The sequence below is a fragment of the Paenibacillus sp. GCM10027627 genome (assembly GCF_042675505.1).
Taxonomy (GTDB): domain Bacteria; phylum Bacillota; class Bacilli; order Paenibacillales; family Paenibacillaceae; genus Pristimantibacillus.
Genome location: NZ_JBHTHB010000006.1, coordinates 107,446 through 128,423, shown reverse-complemented (window position 1 = coordinate 128,423; position 20,978 = coordinate 107,446). Strand labels below are relative to the sequence as shown.

General features: G+C 49.0%; 17 protein-coding genes. 9 read left to right on the top strand and 8 right to left on the bottom strand.

Going from position 1 to position 20,978, the window contains the following annotated elements:
* Positions 1-99: 99 nt before the first annotated feature.
* Entirely contained in the window at positions 100-1,794 is a 1,695-nt protein-coding gene (locus ACFQZE_RS20085) for a M3 family oligoendopeptidase (RefSeq protein WP_379360361.1), read from the top strand.
* 53 nt (positions 1,795-1,847) lie between these two features.
* Here ACFQZE_RS20085 and ACFQZE_RS20080 read toward each other — a convergent pair whose 3' ends face one another.
* Positions 1,848-3,539 carry a methyl-accepting chemotaxis protein gene (locus tag ACFQZE_RS20080; RefSeq protein ID WP_379360359.1) on the bottom strand — a complete coding sequence of 564 codons (1,692 nt, stop codon included), beginning with the start codon at positions 3,537-3,539 and terminating at the stop codon, positions 1,848-1,850.
* Between the two features lie 387 nt (positions 3,540-3,926).
* On the opposite strand from ACFQZE_RS20080, the gene ACFQZE_RS20075 reads away from it, so the two are divergent.
* Positions 3,927-4,697 (top strand): ANT(4')-I family aminoglycoside nucleotidyltransferase, encoded by a 771-nt coding sequence (locus ACFQZE_RS20075; protein WP_379360357.1) that lies wholly within the window; start codon positions 3,927-3,929, stop codon positions 4,695-4,697.
* Between the two features lie 212 nt (positions 4,698-4,909).
* Here ACFQZE_RS20075 and ACFQZE_RS20070 read toward each other — a convergent pair whose 3' ends face one another.
* On the bottom strand, positions 4,910-5,590 hold the full coding sequence (locus ACFQZE_RS20070; RefSeq protein ID WP_379360355.1) for a glycosyltransferase: 681 nt from the start codon (positions 5,588-5,590) through the stop codon (positions 4,910-4,912).
* 159 nt (positions 5,591-5,749) lie between these two features.
* Between ACFQZE_RS20070 and ACFQZE_RS20065 the strand changes: the two genes are divergently transcribed.
* Together ACFQZE_RS20065 and ACFQZE_RS20060 are read left to right on the top strand one after the other, a co-directional pair.
* Positions 5,750-6,193, top strand: a complete 444-nt coding sequence (locus ACFQZE_RS20065) for a MarR family winged helix-turn-helix transcriptional regulator (RefSeq protein WP_379360353.1) — start codon at positions 5,750-5,752, stop codon at positions 6,191-6,193.
* 53 nt (positions 6,194-6,246) lie between these two features.
* The gene (locus ACFQZE_RS20060; RefSeq protein WP_379360351.1) at positions 6,247-7,188 is read left to right on the top strand and encodes a ring-cleaving dioxygenase; all 942 of its coding nucleotides are present in this window, start codon (positions 6,247-6,249) and stop codon (positions 7,186-7,188) included.
* 158 nt (positions 7,189-7,346) lie between these two features.
* On the opposite strand, the gene ACFQZE_RS20055 is transcribed toward ACFQZE_RS20060, so the two are convergent.
* Genes ACFQZE_RS20055 through ACFQZE_RS20040 form a run of 4 tightly spaced genes read right to left on the bottom strand, consistent with a single transcriptional unit; the run spans position 7,347 to position 10,925 of the window.
* Positions 7,347-7,868: a hypothetical protein gene (locus ACFQZE_RS20055; RefSeq protein WP_379360349.1), complete on the bottom strand. Its 522-nt coding sequence runs from the start codon at positions 7,866-7,868 to the stop codon at positions 7,347-7,349.
* On the bottom strand, positions 7,855-9,627 hold the full coding sequence (locus tag ACFQZE_RS20050) for a sensor histidine kinase (RefSeq protein WP_379360347.1): 1,773 nt from the start codon (positions 9,625-9,627) through the stop codon (positions 7,855-7,857). The genes ACFQZE_RS20055 and ACFQZE_RS20050 overlap by 14 nt, the downstream gene beginning before the upstream one ends.
* The gene (locus tag ACFQZE_RS20045) at positions 9,624-10,304 is read right to left on the bottom strand and encodes a response regulator transcription factor (RefSeq protein WP_379360345.1); all 681 of its coding nucleotides are present in this window, start codon (positions 10,302-10,304) and stop codon (positions 9,624-9,626) included. Before ACFQZE_RS20045 ends, ACFQZE_RS20050 begins: the two co-directional genes overlap by 4 nt.
* Before the next feature lie 39 nt (positions 10,305-10,343).
* Positions 10,344-10,925 carry a hypothetical protein gene (locus ACFQZE_RS20040; protein WP_379360343.1) on the bottom strand — a complete coding sequence of 194 codons (582 nt, stop codon included), beginning with the start codon at positions 10,923-10,925 and terminating at the stop codon, positions 10,344-10,346.
* A gap of 241 nt (positions 10,926-11,166) precedes the next feature.
* On the opposite strand from ACFQZE_RS20040, the gene ACFQZE_RS20035 reads away from it, so the two are divergent.
* Positions 11,167-12,813, top strand: coding sequence for a glycoside hydrolase family 19 protein (locus ACFQZE_RS20035; protein ID WP_379360341.1), 1,647 nt, complete (start codon positions 11,167-11,169; stop codon positions 12,811-12,813).
* Between the two features lie 253 nt (positions 12,814-13,066).
* On the opposite strand, the gene ACFQZE_RS20030 is transcribed toward ACFQZE_RS20035, so the two are convergent.
* Complete coding sequence (locus tag ACFQZE_RS20030) at positions 13,067-13,774, bottom strand: DUF421 domain-containing protein (protein WP_379360339.1); 708 nt, start codon at positions 13,772-13,774, stop codon at positions 13,067-13,069.
* A 43-nt stretch (positions 13,775-13,817) separates the two neighbouring features.
* Entirely contained in the window at positions 13,818-15,515 is a 1,698-nt protein-coding gene (locus ACFQZE_RS20025) for a copper amine oxidase N-terminal domain-containing protein (RefSeq protein WP_379360337.1), read from the bottom strand.
* A gap of 156 nt (positions 15,516-15,671) precedes the next feature.
* On the opposite strand from ACFQZE_RS20025, the gene ACFQZE_RS20020 reads away from it, so the two are divergent.
* The 4 genes from ACFQZE_RS20020 (at position 15,672) to ACFQZE_RS20005 (ending at position 20,932) form a co-directional block, all read left to right on the top strand.
* The gene (locus ACFQZE_RS20020) at positions 15,672-17,195 is read left to right on the top strand and encodes a sensor domain-containing diguanylate cyclase (protein WP_379360335.1); all 1,524 of its coding nucleotides are present in this window, start codon (positions 15,672-15,674) and stop codon (positions 17,193-17,195) included.
* A gap of 164 nt (positions 17,196-17,359) precedes the next feature.
* Positions 17,360-19,168 carry a CBM96 family carbohydrate-binding protein gene (locus ACFQZE_RS20015; protein ID WP_379360333.1) on the top strand — a complete coding sequence of 603 codons (1,809 nt, stop codon included), beginning with the start codon at positions 17,360-17,362 and terminating at the stop codon, positions 19,166-19,168.
* Between the two features lie 207 nt (positions 19,169-19,375).
* Positions 19,376-19,657 carry an ArsR/SmtB family transcription factor gene (locus ACFQZE_RS20010; RefSeq protein ID WP_379360330.1) on the top strand — a complete coding sequence of 94 codons (282 nt, stop codon included), beginning with the start codon at positions 19,376-19,378 and terminating at the stop codon, positions 19,655-19,657.
* Between the two features lie 75 nt (positions 19,658-19,732).
* On the top strand, positions 19,733-20,932 hold the full coding sequence (locus tag ACFQZE_RS20005; protein WP_379360327.1) for an MFS transporter: 1,200 nt from the start codon (positions 19,733-19,735) through the stop codon (positions 20,930-20,932).
* Positions 20,933-20,978: the final 46 nt, after the last annotated feature.

Below are 20,978 nucleotides of genomic sequence, written 5' to 3'. Positions count from 1 at the left end.
ACATCCACTAACGGCTTGCGAGGCCATTTTAGCTTTTTTGTCCAAGCCTATTTGGCGTATAATGGATGCGTACAACATAACAGAAGGCGGTGCCTATTCATGAAATTTAGCGAATATCCTTATTCTAGACCCGACGTAGCCGCATTCCAACAAAAATTCCAACAGCTGATCGGCCAATTCGAGGCGGCGGGCAGCTATGACGAGCAAGATGCGGCCATGACGGAAATCAACAAGCTCAGAAGCGAATTTGATTCCATGCAGCAAATTGCCTCCATTCGCCACTCTATCGATACAAATGACGAGTTTTACAAGGCGGAGCAGGATTTCTTTGACGAGAACGGTCCCGTCGTACAAGAGTACATTACAGACTTCTATAAAGCGCTTATAAAAGCTACATACAAAACAGAACTGGAAGATAAGTGGGGACGCCAATTGTTCCAGCTTGCCGAGCTGTCGCTCAAAACGTTCAGTCCCGACATTATTGGCGACCTTCAGCAAGAAAACAAACTGGTGACGGAATATACAAAGCTGATCGCTTCGGCCAAAATCGATTTTGAAGGTGAAGAGCGCACGCTTGCGCAAATGCAGCCCTTCCAGCAATCGACCGACCGCGATATGCGCAAACGTGCGGCGGAAGCTGTCTCTGGTTTTATGGGAGCCAATGAAGCCGATTTCGACCGGATTTATGACGAGCTAGTCAAAACGAGAGCCGGCATTGCAAAAAAACTGGGATTCGCTAGCTTTGTAGAGCTGGGCTACGCCCGGATGAGCCGTACCGATTATAATGCGGAGATGGTGTCCCGCTTCCGCGAGCAGGTGCTTCAGCATATCGTACCCGTCGCAACTAAGCTAAGAGAGCGCCAGCAGCGCCGTATCGGCGTAGAGCAGCTGCTTTACTACGATGAAAGTCTTTCGTTCCTCTCCGGCAATGCGACTCCTAAAGGGAATGCTGAATGGATTACCGCTGGCGGCGCCAAAATGTATGCGGAGCTTTCTCCCGAAACGGATGAGTTTTTCCAGTTCATGCAGCGGAACGAGCTGATGGACCTTGTCGCTAAGAAGGGGAAACAAAGCGGCGGCTATTGCACGTACATTAGCGAGCATCAAGCGCCTTACATTTTCTCCAATTTTAATGGCACCTCCGGCGATATCGACGTGCTGACTCACGAAGCCGGCCACGCCTTCCAAGTGTTCGAAAGCAGAGGATATTCTGTTCCTGAATACAGCTTCCCTACTTACGAGGCTTGTGAAATCCATTCGATGAGCATGGAGTTTTTTACATGGCCGTGGATGGAGCTGTTCTTTAAAGAAGATACGGAAAAATATAAGTTCGATCATTTGTCCGGCGCGCTTCTGTTTATCCCGTACGGCGTTACGGTGGATGAATTCCAGCACTTTATCTATGAAAATCCGGATGCGACCCCGGCTGAGCGCAAACAAGCATGGCGCCGCATCGAGGGCAAATATTTGCCGCACCGCAATTATGCGGACAACGCTTATTTGTCGCAAGGCGGCTTCTGGCATAAGCAAGGCCATATTTTCAACGCGCCGTTCTATTATATCGACTACACGCTGGCGGAAATTTGCGCCTTTCAATTTTGGAAAAAGATGCATGAGGACCGCGGCGCCGCTTGGTCGGACTATTTGCACCTCTGCCGCTTAGGCGGAAGCCTTTCCTTTACAGAGCTCGTTCGCGAGGCTGGACTGATCTCGCCATTTGAAGACGGCTGCGTCACCTCCGTCATCGGAACGATCGAGAGCTGGCTCGACAGCGTGGACGATACAGCGCTATAGTTAACAAAAGAGGGAGCCGAACATTCATCGGCCCCCTCTTCTTCTTTTGTTCATTACACTTTAAACTTTTCAATCGTAAGCTGCAATTGAGACGCCATATGGGACAAGGATCGCGCGGAATCGGACACCTCTTCCATCGAAGAGAGCTGCTTGTCCGTTTCGCCGGATACCTCCTGCGCCATACTGCCGGTCGACGACGAAATACCCGTTATAAACGACATAGAATGTACGATCTGCTCCGTCCCAACGGCCATCTGCTGAATAGAGGATGTAACCTCGTGAATTTGATCGTTGACCGAATTGACGGAGCCTTGAATATGGACAAAAGCTTTGCCTGCCGAATGAACGGCTTCAATGCCGGAAGCCACTTCTTCCGTTGCTGCGCCCATTGTGCCCACAGCAAGCTTCGTCTCCTCCTGAATCATTCCGATCAGCTCGCCGATTTGTGCGGCTGACGACGAAGTTTGCTCCGCTAGCTTGCGAATTTCGCTTGCCACTACCGCAAAACCACGGCCATGCTCCCCCGCGCGGGCAGCTTCAATGCCCGCATTCAGAGACAATATATTGGTCTGCTTTGAAATATCCGCAATGGCGTTTAATATTTTTCCAATTTGATAAGAACGTTCGTTTAGCCCGTTAATCCGTTCGGATAGGCTAGACACCGTTTCATGGATAGAGCTCATTTGAGCAACGGCTAGGCGAACCGTTTTATCTCCTTCCGAAGCGCGCAAATAAGCCTCGTTAGCCGTGTCGGACACGCTCTCCGCATGGTCTGCAATATGCTGGACGCTCATCGACATTTCATTTATGGTCGTCGACGCTTCCTCCAAATGGTGGAATTGCCGCTTCACATCCGCCGCGACATTTTGCATCGTGGACGCAATTTGCTGAGAGGCGTGAGAAGCTTGCTCGCTCGTTGCGGTCAGTTGCTGCGAGGAAGCCGCCACTTGCATCGTATTAGAGTTGACTTGATGGATAAGCTGACGCAATTGCTGCGACATTTGGTTGAAGGACTGCGCCAGCTCCCCGACTTCATCCCTGTTTTTGACCGTTATTTCGTCACAGGTCAGATCGCCTGTTGCAATTTGGCGCGCAGCGGCCGCAATTTTGACGACCGGCCGTGAAATCAATCTACCAATCAACCAAGCAATGACCAAACTAATCAGAACAGCGGCAACCGCTAGGGCAATGACCAGCTGCTTGATCGAAGCTACCTCGGTTGCAGTAATGCTCTTCTGATCATCCATCAGCTTCTGCTGGAAGACGGCCAGTTGCTCGGCTTTTTCGTCGAAACGGTCCATAATGTCTTTGCCTCTGGTCGCGGCCAGATTGATCGCTTCGTTTGCTTTGTTCTGCTTTTTAAGGTCGATGGAATTGGTGGAAATATGGAAGTATTCACTTTCGAACTGGTTGAGCTGCATAAGCAGCATTTTCCCTTCGGGATGCACGATAAGCTCGCTGAGGCTGTTGCTCTTTTCTGTATATTCGTTATGGGCGTCGTTAAAAGCTTGCAGCGTTTCGTCGTCGCTCAGCAGCAAGTGACCCCTTACCGCCGACTGCTGCTTTTTGACAATGACGTTCAACTGTTGGATTTGAATCAGCTTATTCGCCTTGTCCTCTACCAAGTCGAGGTAATGCCTCTCCATCAAAGTAAACTGGAAGTAGAAGATCGCAATAGTGGAAATCAATACGAGCAATACGGCCATAAATCCGGCAATCAATTTCCTGCTGATCGTTAGTCTCATAGAAACTCCTTATATTTAAATATTTAGTAAAATATCAATTTTAATATAGTACATCAAGAAAGCGATTACAATAGATGGAAACGGTATTAAAACTTATGTTCATAATGTGCACGGACATGTGAAATTTTCAGAAAATTACATTTGAAAGTATGGAAAAATGGTTTATGTCTGAATACCCCGTTTACTGTGCGGCTGCATGGCCATTTTTAAATCGAATTTCGGTTCCTTGCGGAATAAATGCGGTTTAGGTAAAATTTTTACAAAAGCAGATGTGGAGGAGAAGCTCTCATGCAGCGAAAAGTTCGTCAGTAGCCACGTGCCCCGCCTTGCCTTCCTGTACCCGCTAGTTGACCTGTTCCCAATTTAATAATAGGAAGAGAGTGAGCGATGATGACAGGACCGGCTCCAATGTCACGTATGGAACGATTAAAAATCGTCGATGAAATTGCAGAAAGATTACATGTCGTTTATGGAGAACAAATTTTAGCAATCGGCTTATACGGATCAACAGCAAGAGGCGAAGACGGACCGTATTCCGATATTGAGATGTTTTGTGTGCTGCGCGAATCGGAGGAGTCCGTAGACCTTATCCATGAATGGTCCACAGACGCTTGGACAGCGGCGGTTGACGTATGCAACGAAGGAGCGCTGCTGGAGAAAGCGTCCTCTATGACATGGGAGTGGCCTTTGTCGCATGGCCCTTATTTCAACCATTTAGGGCTGTATGATCCAGAGGGCTTTTTCCCCAAGCTGAAGGAAGCGGCGCAGTCTTTGAGCGCGGAGGATTTCAGAGTAGCGGTGAGCGAGGTCATTGCATGCGCTCTCTTTGAATACACTGGCAAACTCCGCAATGCAAATTTGCATGGTCCGGCAAGCTATTTGCCATATTTGGCTATGGAGATTGCGAAATATGGTGCGTATCTGCTAGGTTTGCATCATCGCAAAATATTTTCGAGCGGTGCCAAAGTGCTGCCGGAAGCGCTGGAACTTCCAAATCGGCCGCGCGGCTTCGATCAAGTCGCCGCTATGGTCATGTCTGGACGGCTGGATGACGGGGAACATATTTTTTCCGCCTGCGAGCAGTTTTGGTCAGGGCTAACCGAGTGGGCGAAGGAGAATGAATATCGGATTAGCTCCGAGAGGCGTATCCCTTTTTGAGCTCATTTGTCTAGTGGTTTTTGGCAATACTAAACGTCTACTTTCGGCGCTTTTGAGTGATTTAGTGGTTCTTGGTACAACTAAATATGAAAAGAGCGCAATTTAGACAATTGGGTGGACAGGCCGTCCGATCTACAATTGAGCTGCGCCAAGCGCCCCAAAATCTAAAAAAGAGCCAGCCGGACCCTCTCTGCTCCGGCTGGCTCTTCAAGTTATTTAAACTCCTTAGGAAACTGCTTAATGATCCCATCGGCTAGAGCGTCGGAGAGCACGATGATGTGATTGATGCCTTTGTCGAAGGCGGCGATATCGGCATCCCAATCTTTTTTAATCCGAGCGACAACGGCATCCGTCACCATTTGCAAATGAGTGTACAGCAAATCCTTCAGTTCTTTATCCGTCCAATTCGGATTGGCGTCGCTTAAAAATTTAGCGATATCGTCAGCATTCCGATGCCAGTCCTTATCCAGCTTTTCGACTTCCGCTTGCTGGCCGCTTTTTGCAGCCTCTACAATTTTATCCGCAATCAAAATATGCTCCCTGAGCAATTCCGCAAGTTTATTTCCCGCCGCTTCTCCGTAGAAAGGTTTGACGGCATCCCCGATATCCTGCTGATTTTTCAGCAAACGTGCCAAAATTTTATCTTTGTCCGCCAGCCCTTCCACTGCGCTAACAATATAATCCCGTGTGTAGACGACATGATCGATCCACAGTCTTCTTAAATTCCACTTAAGCTGTACCGCAGACTCCGTCAAACATTGCTGCTGTTTTTTGCCATGGGAAATCTTCTCTTCCCTGAATTCAGCCCTACCCGCCGCTGAAGCCTGTACGCTCGACATACCAACCGCTAAAGTCATTCCTATTACAAACAATGTGATCAAATGGCGTTTCATAAGGTCTCCACCCTTTCTATCCTAACTATCCCGTATAGTGTGGGCAATTATCCCTTTATCATTCATGAAAAAGGACGAATTCCACATTGGGGAACCATTTGACAATATATCAATTGAGTAGTAAAGTGATAATAAGAAAAACAAAAGGAGGGATACTACTTGCGGAACCATACGATCGGATCATTGATTTGGTTGAGACTAATGCGGTTTGCGAATCAAAGCAATGGAATGTCGAACGAGTTTTTGAAGCGCTTTGGCCTGACAACCGCTCAGTTTGATGTGATGATGCAAATTCATGTCTATCAGCCGCTCACGCAATCGGAACTGGCCGATAAGGTAACGGTGACGCATGGCGGTATTTCCCGTATGCTCGCTCGCCTCGAAAAGGAAGGCTACATTACGCGCCAAACGGATTGGAAAACGAAAACGATCCGCCTCACCGAAAAAGCGGAATCGATACTGGAACAAACAACTCCCGAGCAGCTTGCTTTTCAATCCTCTTTTTTCGAGGAAGCCCTTAGCCATGAAGAACAAAAAACGCTGTACGAGCTTATGAAACGCGTTCATAAACATAGCTTGCAAAAAGAAATCCCGCCGCAATAGTTTTTATTTCGCTGTCAGTTGACTAATCAACCAATCCATAAGGAGGAACTACTATGTATACCATTAACGGACATCACCACGTATCTATGTTGACTAAAGACGCAAAAGCGACCAACCATTTCTTCAGAGACATCCTTGGACTGCGCCGGGTGAAAAAGACGGTCAACCAAGACGATCCTTCCATGTACCATCTCTTTTACGGGGATCTGACAGGAAGCGCAGGAACCGAATTATCCTTCTTCGAAATGCCGATGGCTGGTCACACCGTTCGCGGAACAGACGCCATTACAGGGATCGGGCTGTTGGTGCAATCCCGCGAGAACCTTGATTATTGGAAAGCCCGCTTCGAGCAATTCCGCGTTAAACACGGTGAGATTACGACTTATGCCGGCCACGACGCTCTTCATTTTGAAGATGGGGAAGGACTGCGAATGGTCATCATCAATCATAACGAGAGAGAAGTTCCGGATATTTGGTCGGCGTGGGACGGCTCCGATGTACCGGAGGAACACCGCATTTTGGGCATTGGCTCAATGGAAATAACGGTAAGCGATCTGAACTCGCTAGCAACCACTTTAACGGGTATATTCGGATATACGGAAGTGTTCCGTTCGGAGGACGAGGCTGTGTATCAAGCGGAGCAGGGTCTCATTTTCGGCGAAATCGTGATTAAGCAGCAGGACGGCCCTCGCGAAAAACCGGGAAAAGGCAGCATTCATCATCTGGCCATAAGAGTGAACAATGAAGAGGAACTTCAATATTGGGACAAAGCCGTTCGGGACCGGGGCTTCCGCTCCAGCGGCATCATCGACCGCTTCTATTTCCAAAGCTTGTACTTCCGTGAATCCAATGGAATCCTGTTCGAAATTGCTACGGACGGGCCAGGTTTTACGGCGGATTCCACAATAGAGGATTTGGGGAAAGGGCTGGACCTGCCGCCGTTTCTGGAAGTTCGGCGCGCTGACATTGAAGCTAGGCTGGCTCCTATCGACTAAAAGCAACTAACAACAACGTCATCCAAACAGCGGCAAAAGCGCCGTCCCTCCATAAAGAGCGGACAGCGCTTTTTCTTTGGCTTTTTTCTATGGCTTTTTTCTATGGCTTTTTTCTATGGCTTTTTTCCACAGCTATTTTACATAGATACTTCTCACAGCTATTTCAAAGTCAGCTCCTTCTTCCAAGTAAGCTCTCCGTTTTTCTCGTCTCGAAAAACAAACGAAACTTGACCCTTTTCGCCCTTCATGCTGTCCGGGTAAATAAATCCGGAAAACTGCCCGTTCCCGCTGAAATAGAAACCATCCTCACCGCTTGCACCGTTATTCACCGCATCCTCTACCGTTTGAGCAATATCGCTTTGTTCCGATTTCCAGCGCATTTCGGCTAGCGAATAACCGGCTGGCGCTTGCGCCACTTGAAAATAAAAACTATTGCCTTCAGAACCTTCTTGAGGAGTCTGATCAATGACAATCAAAATTTGACGGTTCGGTTCTCCCTCAGCCGGTTTTACCGATTCGTTGCTTTGCTCCGTAGGAGGCTGTTCAGCCGAGGGCTGACCTGCCGACTCTCCGCCTGTCTGCACGTTCCCCTTGCCGCAAGCCCCCATCATCAGTGCTACCAGCAGCAATATCGCCAACGACAGCAGCCATTGATCCTTTCCCATTTTACGCTTCATCATCCACTTCTTCCCCTCTCTCCTCCAATGTAAAATAAAACGATACTCCGTTCCGGGTATTTTCCGCTCCGAACTCGCTGCCATGCAGCTTCAAAATATGTTTCACAATGGAAAGCCCGAGTCCGGTTCCCCCGGTCTTACGATCTCTCGAACGCTCCGCCCGGTAAAATTGATCCCAAATCCGCTCCATATCAGCTTCCGCAATAGGAGGTCCTTCATTTTCGATACGCACCCGCACCTTGGATTCTCTATAGCGCATAATTTCAACATGAATGACGCTTCCTTCAGCAGCATGACGAACCGCATTGCTGAGCAGGTTGACGGCAACTTGCTCCAGCCGATACATATCCGCCCATACTAGCCAATCACCGTCCGCCTTCCAAGCTATCTTGAGAGACTTATTTTCCAGCTCGCGGGTAAAAGCAAGCGCCGTATCCTCTAGCAGCCGCTTCACCGAAAACTCGGACGGTTTCAGGAGGATCGCCTTTGCTTCATATTTGGACAGCTCCAACATATCCAAAATGAGTAGATTCATTCGGTCTATTTCGCTTGTAATAAAGGTCAGATAACGCTCCCGTTTGTCATGAGCCACATCATCCTGCAAGCCTTCCGCGAACCCTTTTACGATGCCGAGCGGGGTTTTCAACTCATGGGAAATGTTTGCAATCAGCTCTCTTCGCAGCTCCTCTAGCCGCTTCTTCTCTTCCACATCTTCTTGAAGCCTTTGATTGGCAAAAGTTAAATCTCGCAAAGTGGAATCCAAATTATGCGACAACGCGTTCAGATTACGGGACAAAGCGCCGAATTCATCCTTGGAGTTGATGGACTCGCCCGCGGTAAAGTCGAGCTTTGCCATCCGCTCAGCCGTACGGCTTAGCTTCACAAGCGGCTTTGCCACCATTTTCGAAAAAAGCAGCGATAATATAAGGGCAACGGCAATAATGACGGGTGCTAAATAAAAGACGTATTTTTTCAGAACGTCGACGGCTTCTCCTACTGGCTGAAGGGAAGACAAAGCAAATATATATCGGCCCTCGTGATGGTCGCCCTTAATCGGCATTAACAAAATGGAATACGGCAACCCGGTCCATTTGTCGATCCATTCCAACTGCGTTGTCTTCCCCTCGCTAACCTCCGTTTCAACCAAATAGAGGCTAGCCACCGTTTCCTTTAACGCTTCCTTCAATAATTCGTCCTGGTAATACGGGTTGTACGCTCTTCTGTCGGGCAGCAGCAGTTCCGAAATAGGGCCGGCAACTCGGCTCAAGCCTTCTTCTGGACCAGCGTGATCCCCTCCGGCATTCGGCCGTGACAGTACAACAGGCATCATGACAGTATCCTTCTCATCCATAAAAAAGCCGTCCGCCACTAACCTTTCTCCTACAGTAAGCCCTTTGGGAATGTCGCCCACCTTCATGCCCTCCGCAGGAATACGAAGGGTAACGGTGTTGGCGCCGACAGTCATATCTATAAAATAGGGATTGATGTCTAACGAACCGTACTCGTCGTCCAAGATGGCGATGCTGGCATTGGCGCGATTCATAAATTCGCCTAGCAGCTTAGCCTCTTCCCTCTCTGTTCGATCCCCTGCTCCGTACTCACGTTCGAAACGTTCTGCGCTTTGCTGCAATTCATTCAGTTTGGACATTTTGTAAAATCGTTCAAAAAACAGCCCTTCCGCCACCGCAACAAGGGCAAAGAGGAGGACGATCATAGCCGACGTCGCAACAAAAAGCTTAAACACCACGCCGCGCCGCTTCATTGTTCGGGCTCGAACTTATAACCCGACCGGATGACGGTTCGTATAAGTTTTCCTTCATTCCCCAGTTTAGAACGCAGCTTCTTGACATGCGTATCCACCGTTCGCAAATCACCGTAATAATCGAAGCCCCATAACGCATTCAAAATGTGGTCGCGGGACATTACTTTTCCTTCATGCTTGGCAAAAAATACAAGCAGCTCATACTCTTTGGGCGTCAGAGCTACGGCGTTGCCTCCTACCGTTACCGTATGGGATCGGCGGTTCAGAAGAAGATCGCCGTAAGCTGACGTATCCCCCTCCCGCCCCAGCGTACCTTCCGTCCGTTTCATTAAGACGCCCGCACGAGCGACCAGCACTTTCGGGCTAAACGGCTTCGTCACATACTCATCCGCGCCAAGCTCAAAGCCCATCATTTGATCGTCGTCTTCGGCTCTCGCCGTAATCATAATAATCGGCACGTCAGATTTCTGCCGTATGCGTCTGCATACCGACCAGCCATCCATTTCGGGCATCATAATGTCCAAAATGATGAGATCCACTGACACCGTCTCAAACAGCTCGATAGCCTGCTTCCCATTGTCCGCCTCATGCACTTGCCACTGATCTTTTTTGAAATAGTCGGTTATAAACTCGCGCATCAGCATATCGTCCTCAACGAGCAGCAAATTTCGCTTCATTTTCTCCACTCCCCATCGGGCCGGCAGACGCGCAGTTTGCTACAGGTTGATCGCGTATGCCGCTATTTTTTGATCGAACTGGCTAATCCATATTTCCCCATCGCCTATCATTACCCCATAGTAATTGACGAATACACTTTCAACCTTTTGGGACAGCAGCTTCTCCTTCACCCTCACGGTCATAATATCCTCATACGTTTGAATGAACTGCTCTTTCGATTCGATTTGTACCGTCCCACCATTTTGATTGACGGCGAACGGGTAAGAAAACAATTCGGCCACCGCTTCCTTCTCATTGGCTGCGACTGCATGTTGTAATGCGTTTAAATAAACGTTGAATGCACCCGGATCATCAATTCCCGCCACCGAGAACCGATGATCCCCGTCAATATTGGAATAAACGGAAAAATCGTTCTCGATGTTGCTGGCTTCAACCCCCCGTTCTTTGTGAAAAGAGCTAAGCCGCTCGCCATAACCGGCCTGCTGCACTTCCAAAACCGCCTTTTGGCTCCTTGCGGCACTTGCGCTGGAATCGCCTTGCCCCCAACCTTGCCCCGCCATAACCGTTACAGCAATAGCTGCGCTCCATAAAATGGCACTCTTCGCTTTCATGTTTCCCATCTCTACATCTCCTCCTCTTTCTTTGTCTTTCTGATTTCTAGTTTAAAAAAACAATGTGTTCATCGTGTGTACTTGGTGTAAAGATAGCCACTATTCAAAAAAAAGAACGTAAGTTGTCGTATTCATAAATAAAAATTATGGTTAAATGTGATAATATGAGCTTTTTTGACTATAGATTACAAGTTTGGACTCTACTATACTGGGAATTGTAGTTAATCCATGAAAGAGGAGGAAGATGTATATGAGATTGGCAGGTAAGTCGATAGGCAGCAAGAAAATCATAAGATTGAGCATGGCTATGTTAGCGGCTTTACTAGTTTTCTCCCCTTTGGAAGCGGTTACAAGAGGAACCGCGAGCAACACCGTCTACGCTTTATCCGCAGCACCCTGGGTTTCAACGCAAGTTTATTTAACCGGCAACGAAGTTAGCCATAGCGGAAATGTGTACCGGGCCAAATGGTGGAATCAAGGAAGCACGCCTGGGACTGGAGACGCATCCAGCTCGCCTTGGCTGTTGCTAGGACCGGCAACCGGCGGCAATGACCCTACAGCTCCTACCACTCCACTGAACCTTGCCTCATCCGGACAAACGGACACCACGATTACGCTGACATGGTCGGCGTCCACAGATAACATCGGCGTAGCCGGCTACGACATTTACCGCAACAATGTGAAAGTCGGCGCGACATACGGGACAACAGTTCTGACTTATGCCGATACAGGCCTCACCCAAGACACTAATTATACCTACTACATCAAAGCTAGAGACGCAGCAGGCAACAACTCCGCCTCCAGCACAAGCATTACAGCTAGAACTTCGCTGGGACAACTTACCGCAGGTCAAAGCCGCGTGCTTACCGATCCGCAAATTTTGTCCATCTGGGGCGGAATCGATCCGCAGTACTCGCCGGCTAACGCAGTCTCGGCCGTACAAAGCGCGCTTACGCAAACTCAATATGAGCAGTTGTTCCCGATGCGGATCGGTACGCCAGCTTGGCATACTTTTGCCGCAACAAAAGATTACTATAAACCAGGTCAACCCGACTATTATTCCTATGCTAACTTGATCGCGGCCGTATCCGATGTCGCCAACATCAAGTACAAGATGGAATACCGTCAAGGCGCAACTTGGAACAACCGCGTATTCAGACTAAACAAAGCTACAAAAACCGAAACGCTTATTTATGAAAACGCTGACTTTAACGCTTCCTGGAATCTTTCGGTTCCAATCGTGTCCAAAACAGTCGACTTCGGTACGTTTATTAAAGAAGGCACGGCAACGAACCGCAAGCGCGAGCTGGCTGGCTTCCTTGCCAACATCGCTCACGAAACGGGCGGCGGCTGGCCGACAGCACCTGGCGGCGAGCTCAGCTGGGGCTTGTATTGGAACGAAGAAATCGCTTATATCAATTCAAGTACGATTGGCTATGTTCAAACTCATGCGGACTTCCCACCGGTAGCGGGCAAATCCTACCACGGACGCGGTCCAATTCAATTAAGCTGGAACTATAACTATGGTTTAATTAGCGGCATTATTTACGGTACAAAAAATACGCTTCTCCAAAATCCCGATCTGATCGAAAACGACGGCAAGCTAGGATTTATGACAGCCATCCTGTTCTGGATGACGCCTCAACCGCCAAAACCGTCCGCTCACGACGTTATGGCAGGCAACTGGACGCCATCTGCGGCAGAAATCGCAAAAGGCTTAACGCCTTCAGGATTCGGCATTACCATTATGATTATTAACGGCAGCTTTGAAGGAAACAAAGACGAAACCGACTATCGCGTCGGCCGCCGCGTTGGCCACTACCGCGACATTACGACCAAAATGGGCGTCAGCATTACCGGAGAAAAAGTCAACACTCTCGGCATGAACCCGTTTTAATTGAAAACGGCTATGCAGCGTAAGCAGGGCGGACATTCATGCGCCGTTCCCGTGAATCGCTCTAGGCTGGGCACCGCAGGACCGCTCCTTCGGTCCGCATCATTATCTCCGCAGGAAGCGGCACCTCTTTGCCAAAAGTGAGCTGCTGCACAAGCATGGCGAATGAAGTCTCCTTACCCTCACATTCAAAAAAAAGAGGCTGTACCCACTATTCCGACTGGGTGCAGCCTCTCCTCTTTCTAGCGATGTCGCTTCATTCTCGATCAATCGGCCTGTTAATCCCATCCTCGTAATAATCGAGAATAAGCTGCTGCCGCGTTCCTCTCACTGCATAGAACACGTCGGACACCCCTTTTCCTCTGCGCCTAAGCTCGGATAACAGCCATTCCTGCGTCAATCCGTTTTCCTTTAAATTTTTTTCGATGAGGATGCCGTCCATGATCAATTCAATCGGGAAAGCTTGCGGCTTGACCGGGATATGGAGATCCTTTTTGGAAACATTGCGGTACTCCTCTTTTTTCAAAGCGGATACCCTCCCGTTGTCTTCGAGCACAGCGTACTCCACCTCGTCGATATTAAAGATTCCCTTTTCCCGCAGCGCCTGATCGAGCGAGTCCAACGTGTAATGAACTTTTCTCATATTTTCTTCTAAAATACGTCCGCCCTCCATCAGAACGGTAGGAGAACCGGAAATCCAGTTTCTGATGCGCCGATTTTTCAAAGCGAGCTTGGAGAGCAGCAAAGAGATAACAACCGTCAATACAAGGGACAGCATCGTAGAGGAAGCTTTAAGCGTCACATTAAACGCCAGATTGGCCGCAATCGCTCCCAATGTAATGCCAGTCACGAAATCATGAAAGGTCATATTGGACAACGTCTGTTTGCCGACTATTTTGGCTGTTAGCAGCAGCAGAAAAATAGATGCGACGGTTCTAAGAATGATTTCTACAAAATGATGCAATGGGTATCCCTCCTACCCACCATTGTTGCCCTCTGCTTTCAGTTCAAACGAAGCTCTTCCAAATAGTGAATCCGAGCCAATCGCCTTGGAAGGAATCTTTGCCGCCGCTGTCCGTCATTGGACCGAAGCTAAGCTGGAAATCCTTATTGTTTTCAAAATAGTCGGCCGGCAGCAAAATAACCGCCATCTTCTCCACACTGGCTCCCGACTTCAGCTCATCGCTCGCCTTAGGTTCCAAATTGGGGGAAGATTTCAAGCCCACTGACGGGTTATCCAGCTCCAGCGTCACAACTATGCTGTTTGCTTTTACCGTTTGGCCGGAGTCGTTTTTGATTTTGTATTTAGCTGTAAGCGCGATAATTCCTTTATCTCCATAGCCTTGGAATGAGCTGGCATACGCGGGCTCAATATTCAACTTTGCCCACTGATAGCCGGTTAGCTCAACCGTAATGCCGTTTAGCCCTTCGCTCTTTTTCGGCTGGAACGTAAACAGCACCTCTTTTTTGGCGATTTTATTTTTGATCAGCAGGTCCTCGTAAGGAGGCTCCTTCGCAGGAGTACCGGGGCCTCCCGGCTTGTTATCGAGCAAATAGTCGCGGCTGCCTATTCTGAGCATGCCCACGCCAGGCTCCTCCGGCAAAAAGAACAATTTACGCTCGACCTTCCCGTTGTGATGAGCGAGCAGCAAAGTATAGTGGACAATCGTATAAGTGCCCGACGATTTCGACTGCGAGCCTGCGGCGACCGATGTCCCGGTTTCGCTGTCTGAGTCGCTTCCGTCTGCCGTTACTCCTGCAAATTTGTCATCTCTAAACGTGCCATCCTTAAAAAACGTGTATTCAACAGAGCTTGCAATTCCCCCTTGCGGATTGGTAACATAGCTGTCCGAGGCATATTTGCCTTCAAGCTTCAGCCTCCCGGACGGCGAATATTTGGTATAGGTTTTGCCCGCGATTTCCAGGTTCTTGTCGGAAACGATTTTAATTGAATGTTTTTCTCCATTGCTGAGAATAAGCTGATTGTCCTTAATTTGATAAGTTAAACATTTGTCTTTGCTGCAATTGATCGCGTCCGGTCCTTCCACGGGAATCGTCTTGACCACTTGCTTATCGTTCAAAAAGTAATAATAACTCCAGCAAAGCGAAGTACACATCCGAATGCCGCCTACGTCTAGCTCCCATTTGGCATAGAAGCCTTGAAGCGTTCCTTTTGGGACGGTAGGAACACCTTTGTTCACAATAGCTTGAGCGGCAGATTTCGTTAAGCCGGCCAGCTTCATGAAGTCTTCGCTATATAGGCTGATGACCCCTTGCGTACCGTTCCAGCCGACAACCGCTCCCGTCGCTTCACCAACGAATCGCAGCGGAACCATCGTATGCCCGCCCACTTTAATGGCCGGACTCGCCAGCGTCACTGTGTTGCCATTCACCTTCGCCGTCTTGCTTTTCAGCTTTAAGGAAAATGTTTTTCCGTCCTTCTTGCCGCTTACCGTTTCGGTTGCCGCATTCCAGGCAATCTCAATGCCAAGCGATTCAAATAATGGACGAAGCTGCACTAGCGTCGTGCCATCCTTCAGCAGCGGCTGAACGGTAAACGGTACGGGCTGCTTATCCGTATAAACCTCGATTCGCTTCGCCGCTTTCGCGTCGTCCGACTGCGCCATCCATAGCCATAACGCGGCTGACAGCAGCAGCAAACCGATCACGGCAGCGGCTGCTTTGTTCATTTTGAACTCGATCACAAAAAAATTCTCCTTTCCCGTTTGAAAATGTTCGTGAAAATTCCGATATTCATATATAAGCTGTTAATCCCTCCTTAAGCTCCACACTCCCAATAAACGGCAATAATTGGATAAATGTTTCAGAATCGACTCTATAGGAAAAGGATAGGAAACAACATGATGATTAACCAAGCTTTCATTTTATTGTTTACGCATGGATTGCCTATTCTATTTTTCACTTATATGGCGACCGACGTCCTCTTGCGGAATAAAAGAAGAACCGAACATATTTTGTTAAGCGTCGTCTCCGTATGTTATTTATTGTTGTTTGTCGAGGAATACGTCAGAAATCAGGTGTCGATTGAATACAGCCCCCTCTTGTCCTCCATTTGGCTGAGCAGCGTCGGGATTGTCATTACGGGTCTCTGCTTTCATTTTCTCGCCAAGCTGTCCCAATTGGAAAAAAGGCTTCCCCGATATATTTATCCTTATATCTTTTATTTGCCGCTTCTTTTTGTCGCCGTTAATGCCGCTATGGGGTTCACGCTCATTTCCGCCCATGAGTTTGTCAGACACGGAATATGGAATCTTCCCGTTTACAATACGGGATATTACATCGCTATGACCGCCAGCATTGTGACCAATATTCTTTATCTGGTGCCGCTTGTCATTGCCAAGGCAAACACGGAGTCGTCCGAGCAGAAGCTCATCTATACGCGGCTTATGTGGGGAGTGTTCATTTCCGTTTCCTGTCATACCCTTTTGGGTTATATCGACTACGGCGGCGCATTGCCTCCTTACCCCTATTTGTACACCGGCATGATTTGGTGTTTCTTCTTGCGGCTTACTATGAATAAACACGATTTTATGGGCCGGTATGACAAGCGGTTTGAGAAGCTGTTCCAGTTAAATCCTGAAGCCATCCTGCTAATGGACGGCAACGGTACGATCAAAAATGCCAATCCAGGGGCGATGCAGCTATTTCGGTCGATGAGACTGGAGGAGATGCCGCTGCTCGACATGTTCGATCCCGAACTAAAGGCACGCATCGACAAAAAGGAACCTGTGAAGCAATACGAAACCGAGCTGCTGCTCAACGGGGAGCGGACCGTCCTGCTCGTGAGCGCCGATTACGTATGGGTGGACTACGAGTATCATACCTTGCTGGTGCTGCGCAACATCACATTGCAAAAAAAATACGACGAAGAAATTCAATTCCTTGCTTTCCACGACTCCTTAACTCGGTTGCCGAATCGGCGTTTCTTTCACGAAAAGTTGAATGAAGCGCTGCTGCACGCAAACGACAAGCAAGAGACGCTGGCGCTGCTGCTCATCGATCTAGACCATATTAAGCGGCTTAACGATATACACGGACATCTGGCAGGAGACGAAGCGCTCAAACAAGCCGCCTCCATTCTTCGGGAAATCGCGAAGGAACGAGGAGTGGCCTCCCGCATGGGAGGAGATGAGTTCGTTCTGTATATTAGCGGTTCTCCGTCCCCCGCCGAAGTTCAGCTTCTCACTACGCGGATGCAGGATCAGTTCGCTATTTTTGCCGCAAAATTTGAGAATCTAAGGATCGGAATGAGCGTAGGCGTCAGCTATTACCCCGAAGATGGGAGGGATGGAAAAGCGCTTATTCATATAGCGGATTATGCTATGTACGAAATGAAACGCAATCGCAATTGCGCAAGGCTGTAATTTTCGCGTCTGCCGGCATCATGAACGGAACGGAGGCCTCCATGCGACTTTTACGAATGTAATCAACCGTTCTATCATCTACTTGTGAAGTAGGAGACGCGTGCTCCTGTATAGGGGCGTCTTATTCGCCGATATCCAACACTTGATCAAAGGGAGATGAAACGATGAAAAAAGGTTTATTTCGGGCCAAGCTGCTGCTAAGCATCGTAATGGCGGCATCGCTTCTGCAAGTCGGGACCGCATGGGGGGCGGCCGCTTCCATTCCCCCTGCCGATGACGCCTATGTGTACCAAAGCAACGCTACAACAAATTATGGCTCTGCCGCCTCTATGTTCGTTAAAGCCGGGAGCGGCGCAGAAAGGATTGCCTATTTGAAGTTCCCTGTAGGCCAACTATCCGGAATATCAAGCGCCAAGCTGCGCATTTACGCCAAATCCTCCACCGCTTCCTCGCTAAATGTTTATCAGACAACGGATGCTTGGCTGCAAGGGGGCATCACTTGGAACACCAAGCCCGCTGTGGGCGGCTTGATTGGAAGCACGGCTTTAAGCAACGCTTTTCAATATGTCGAAATTGACGTCACCTCCTATATTCAAGCACAGGCGGGCGGCGACGGAGCAGCCTCCTTTGTCCTCTCTGAAACGGCGGGCAAATACACCGAAATCAAAAGCAGCGAAAGCTTGACCGACAAACCTCAGCTCCTCGTTGTCGCCGACTATGTAGCCGGCGAAGGCGACGTGTCCGCCCCATCGGTACCCCTCAATTTGAAAGCGCTGTCTATTTCGGGCGGCCAGATTGACTTAAGCTGGGAGGAGTCGACGGATAATGTCGGAGTGACCGCCTACGATCTTTATCGCAATGGCACTTTCATTGGATCCGTTACCTCCGCCTTTGCCAGCGATACAACCGGCCTTCTTCCCTCTACCTCCTATAGCTACTATGTCAAAGCAAGAGACGCCAAAGGCAACCAATCGGCTTCGAGCGGGACAGTCGCTGTGGCAACACCGAATGGCAGCGGACCGGCGGGTTGCTCCACCGCTTTAAACACGGCTTCGGCCATTCAAACGGCCATGCAGTTGGCCGTTCCCGGCACCGTCATTAAGATCGCGCCCGGAACGTACAACGGCGTCCGCGCTACGAGCGGCGATCCGCGCCTCGATGCAAGCGGAGTGCCCGCTGGAGTCTTTTATTCCGGCGCCAGCGGAACCGCCAGCCAACGTATTATTTTGCAAGGCTGCGACCCAGCCAATCCTCCTATTCTCCAAGGCCCCGCCGTTAATGAAGGCTCCTACGGCATACACCTCACAGGGGACTACTGGGAAATTCGCGATATCAAAGTGACGCGCGCTCAAAAAGGGATTATGATCGACAACGGCAACTACAATTTGCTTCATAACGTCGAAGTTTCCAATATCGGCGACGAAGGCGTCCACTTCCGCGATGGAAGCTCCTACAACACGCTTCAACATTCCCTTATTCACGACACTGGCAACTATCAGCCGGGTTATGGCGAAGGAGCATATGTAGGATCAGATGAGGGCGCCGCTTACGAGCACACCGTTATCGGCAATCGAATTCGCAGCACTGTTTTTGGACCGGGCATCACCGCCGAACATATCGATATTAAAGAAGGAGCGGACGGCACGTTAGTGGAATCCTGCACCTTCAACGGCACAGGTATTACAGGTGCCAATTCGGCGGACAGCTTTATCGATGTGAAAGGAGTTAACTCTAAAGTTTACAATAATACGGGCAGCCGCAATGGCAATACCAGCATCGCAGACGCTTTCCAGAACCGGACGCACGGAACCAGCTATCCGACCGGCACCAACAACGATTTTAAAAACAACAGCGTTCATCTAGACGGAGTCGGCTTTGTCGTCAACGTCGTTGGAGGCTCGGCTAAAGTAAAAGGAAATACGCGTACCGACGGCTCAGCTAATTTGTATAAAGGCAGTTATAGCGTTTATTAATAGCGGGCAAGCAGAACGATTGAAGTTCATGGAAACGGGTATTCTGCCCCGCTAAACGATTGTAATGGAATCCCCTTTTCGCGGGGGACTTAGCCTTTTTTCTCAAGTGGGCCAAGTACTCGCAAAAAGGGGATTTACTTCGCAGGAAAACTATGGTATTTTAATTTCAATGAATTTAGAAATATAAAAGTAACAGGTGGGGTTTTTATGGCGGAGGAACAAACGGAGCTTAAACAAGCGGTTAAGGTGTATAAAGCATTGGGAGAGCCGACCCGATTGAAAATCGCGATGCTTCTAACCGAAGAACAAAACTTGTGCTGCTCGGCCATTATGGGCAAGCTGGAATCGGTAGCCGGCTCTACGCTTTCTCATCATCTCAAGCAGCTGACTGATTCAGGCCTGCTGAACTTGCGCAAGGACGGAACTTATATTTACTACAGCGTAAACCGTTCAGTCGCCCAAAAGTATGCGCCTTTTTTGCTCCAGTAGTTTTTTTAGCCTATATTTCTATAATTCTAGAAATATATAATTATATAGAGATGGATAGGAGAAAGGAGCTTTTATATGAATTCCAGTCAGTTGAAAATTTATATGCTGGCCATCGTGAGCTTCCTGGTCGGCACGTCGGAGCTTATTATAGCGGGGATTTTGGATAGGGTGGCGGAGGATATCGGAGTTTCCGTGTCTGCGGCAGGACAGCTCATTACCGTATTTTCGCTTGCTTATGCATTTGGAACGCCGCTTATTATTGCCGCTACGTCTCGTTTGGAAAGACGCAAATTGCTGATCTACTCTCTTATCCTATTCACAGTCGGCAATGCCATGACCGTTGCTTTTTCCGGATTCCCTTTATTAATTGTATCGCGGATTGTTTTGGCAATAGGCACCGGCGTTTTCATCGTAACCGCTTTGACAGTTGCCTCTAAGCTGGCTTCCCCGGGCAAGCAGGGCAGTGCAATCGCTACGGTTGTGATGGGCTTTAGCACCTCCTTGATTATCGGGGTACCCGCGGGGAGAGTCATCGCAGCGGCTTACGATTGGAAAATCATTTTTTGGGGCATCGGCCTGCTTGGCATTGCCGCGATTGCAGCCATCTGGTTTACCATTCCGCAGACGGATGGAGAAGAGCCCGTTCCTATTCGCAAGCAGCTTGCCCTGCTGAAAGAGTCTCGCATTTTGATTGCCTTATCGATCACTTTCTTTTGGATTACCGGATATTCCGTTGTCTATACGTACATCTCGCCGTTTCTGCTGAACGTAACGGGAATGAGTGAAAAGGTGATGAGCATAGCCTTGTTCGCTTTTGGCATAGCGAGCTTGATTGGCTCCAAACTGGGGGGCTACAGCACAGACAAATGGGGTGTTTCTCCCACCTTGATCGGCAGCATGATCGTTCATGCGTTGGCACTCATTTTATTATCTTTGACCGCGGCCTCCCCCGCCATCGTGTTTGCCGTTCTTCTGTTATGGTCTTTCTCCGCATGGTCTGCCGGCCCAACGCAACAATATTATTTAATTACGCTGGCGCCTGAAGCCTCCGGCATTTTAATCAGCCTAAACACCTCTGTCTTACAGTTTGCGATGGCCGCAGGGGCGGGTATTGGAGGCATTGTGGCTGCCGAGGCTCCTCTAGCATCCATCAGTTGGGTGGGCGCCGCATTTGTCGTTGTTGCCGCAGGGGTGGCCGCCTACACTCTAGGACTCATTGGCCCCCGCGCTAACAGACGCTCGGTTTCGGCGGATATCGAAGCGGGTAAACGGTGAAGTTATTGGTCAATGAAACTAAAGCTACGTTTTAATGAAACAGAAA

What these genes read in the sequence shown, in the direction of transcription:
- ACFQZE_RS20035 (WP_379360341.1), top strand. Translation starts at nt 11,167, where the DNA reads ATGAGATTGGCAGGTAAGTCGATAGGCAGCAAGAAAATCATAAGATTG.
- ACFQZE_RS20020 (WP_379360335.1), top strand. Translation starts at nt 15,672, where the DNA reads ATGATGATTAACCAAGCTTTCATTTTATTGTTTACGCATGGATTGCCT.
- ACFQZE_RS20040 (WP_379360343.1), bottom strand. Translation starts at nt 10,925, where the DNA reads ATGGGAAACATGAAAGCGAAGAGTGCCATTTTATGGAGCGCAGCTATT.
- ACFQZE_RS20085 (WP_379360361.1), top strand. Translation starts at nt 100, where the DNA reads ATGAAATTTAGCGAATATCCTTATTCTAGACCCGACGTAGCCGCATTC.
- ACFQZE_RS20005 (WP_379360327.1), top strand. Translation starts at nt 19,733, where the DNA reads ATGAATTCCAGTCAGTTGAAAATTTATATGCTGGCCATCGTGAGCTTC.
- ACFQZE_RS20075 (WP_379360357.1), top strand. Translation starts at nt 3,927, where the DNA reads ATGATGACAGGACCGGCTCCAATGTCACGTATGGAACGATTAAAAATC.
- ACFQZE_RS20080 (WP_379360359.1), bottom strand. Translation starts at nt 3,539, where the DNA reads ATGAGACTAACGATCAGCAGGAAATTGATTGCCGGATTTATGGCCGTA.
- ACFQZE_RS20015 (WP_379360333.1), top strand. Translation starts at nt 17,360, where the DNA reads ATGAAAAAAGGTTTATTTCGGGCCAAGCTGCTGCTAAGCATCGTAATG.
- ACFQZE_RS20060 (WP_379360351.1), top strand. Translation starts at nt 6,247, where the DNA reads ATGTATACCATTAACGGACATCACCACGTATCTATGTTGACTAAAGAC.
- ACFQZE_RS20045 (WP_379360345.1), bottom strand. Translation starts at nt 10,304, where the DNA reads ATGAAGCGAAATTTGCTGCTCGTTGAGGACGATATGCTGATGCGCGAG.
- ACFQZE_RS20070 (WP_379360355.1), bottom strand. Translation starts at nt 5,590, where the DNA reads ATGAAACGCCATTTGATCACATTGTTTGTAATAGGAATGACTTTAGCG.
- ACFQZE_RS20050 (WP_379360347.1), bottom strand. Translation starts at nt 9,627, where the DNA reads ATGAAGCGGCGCGGCGTGGTGTTTAAGCTTTTTGTTGCGACGTCGGCT.
- ACFQZE_RS20010 (WP_379360330.1), top strand. Translation starts at nt 19,376, where the DNA reads ATGGCGGAGGAACAAACGGAGCTTAAACAAGCGGTTAAGGTGTATAAA.
- ACFQZE_RS20055 (WP_379360349.1), bottom strand. Translation starts at nt 7,868, where the DNA reads ATGATGAAGCGTAAAATGGGAAAGGATCAATGGCTGCTGTCGTTGGCG.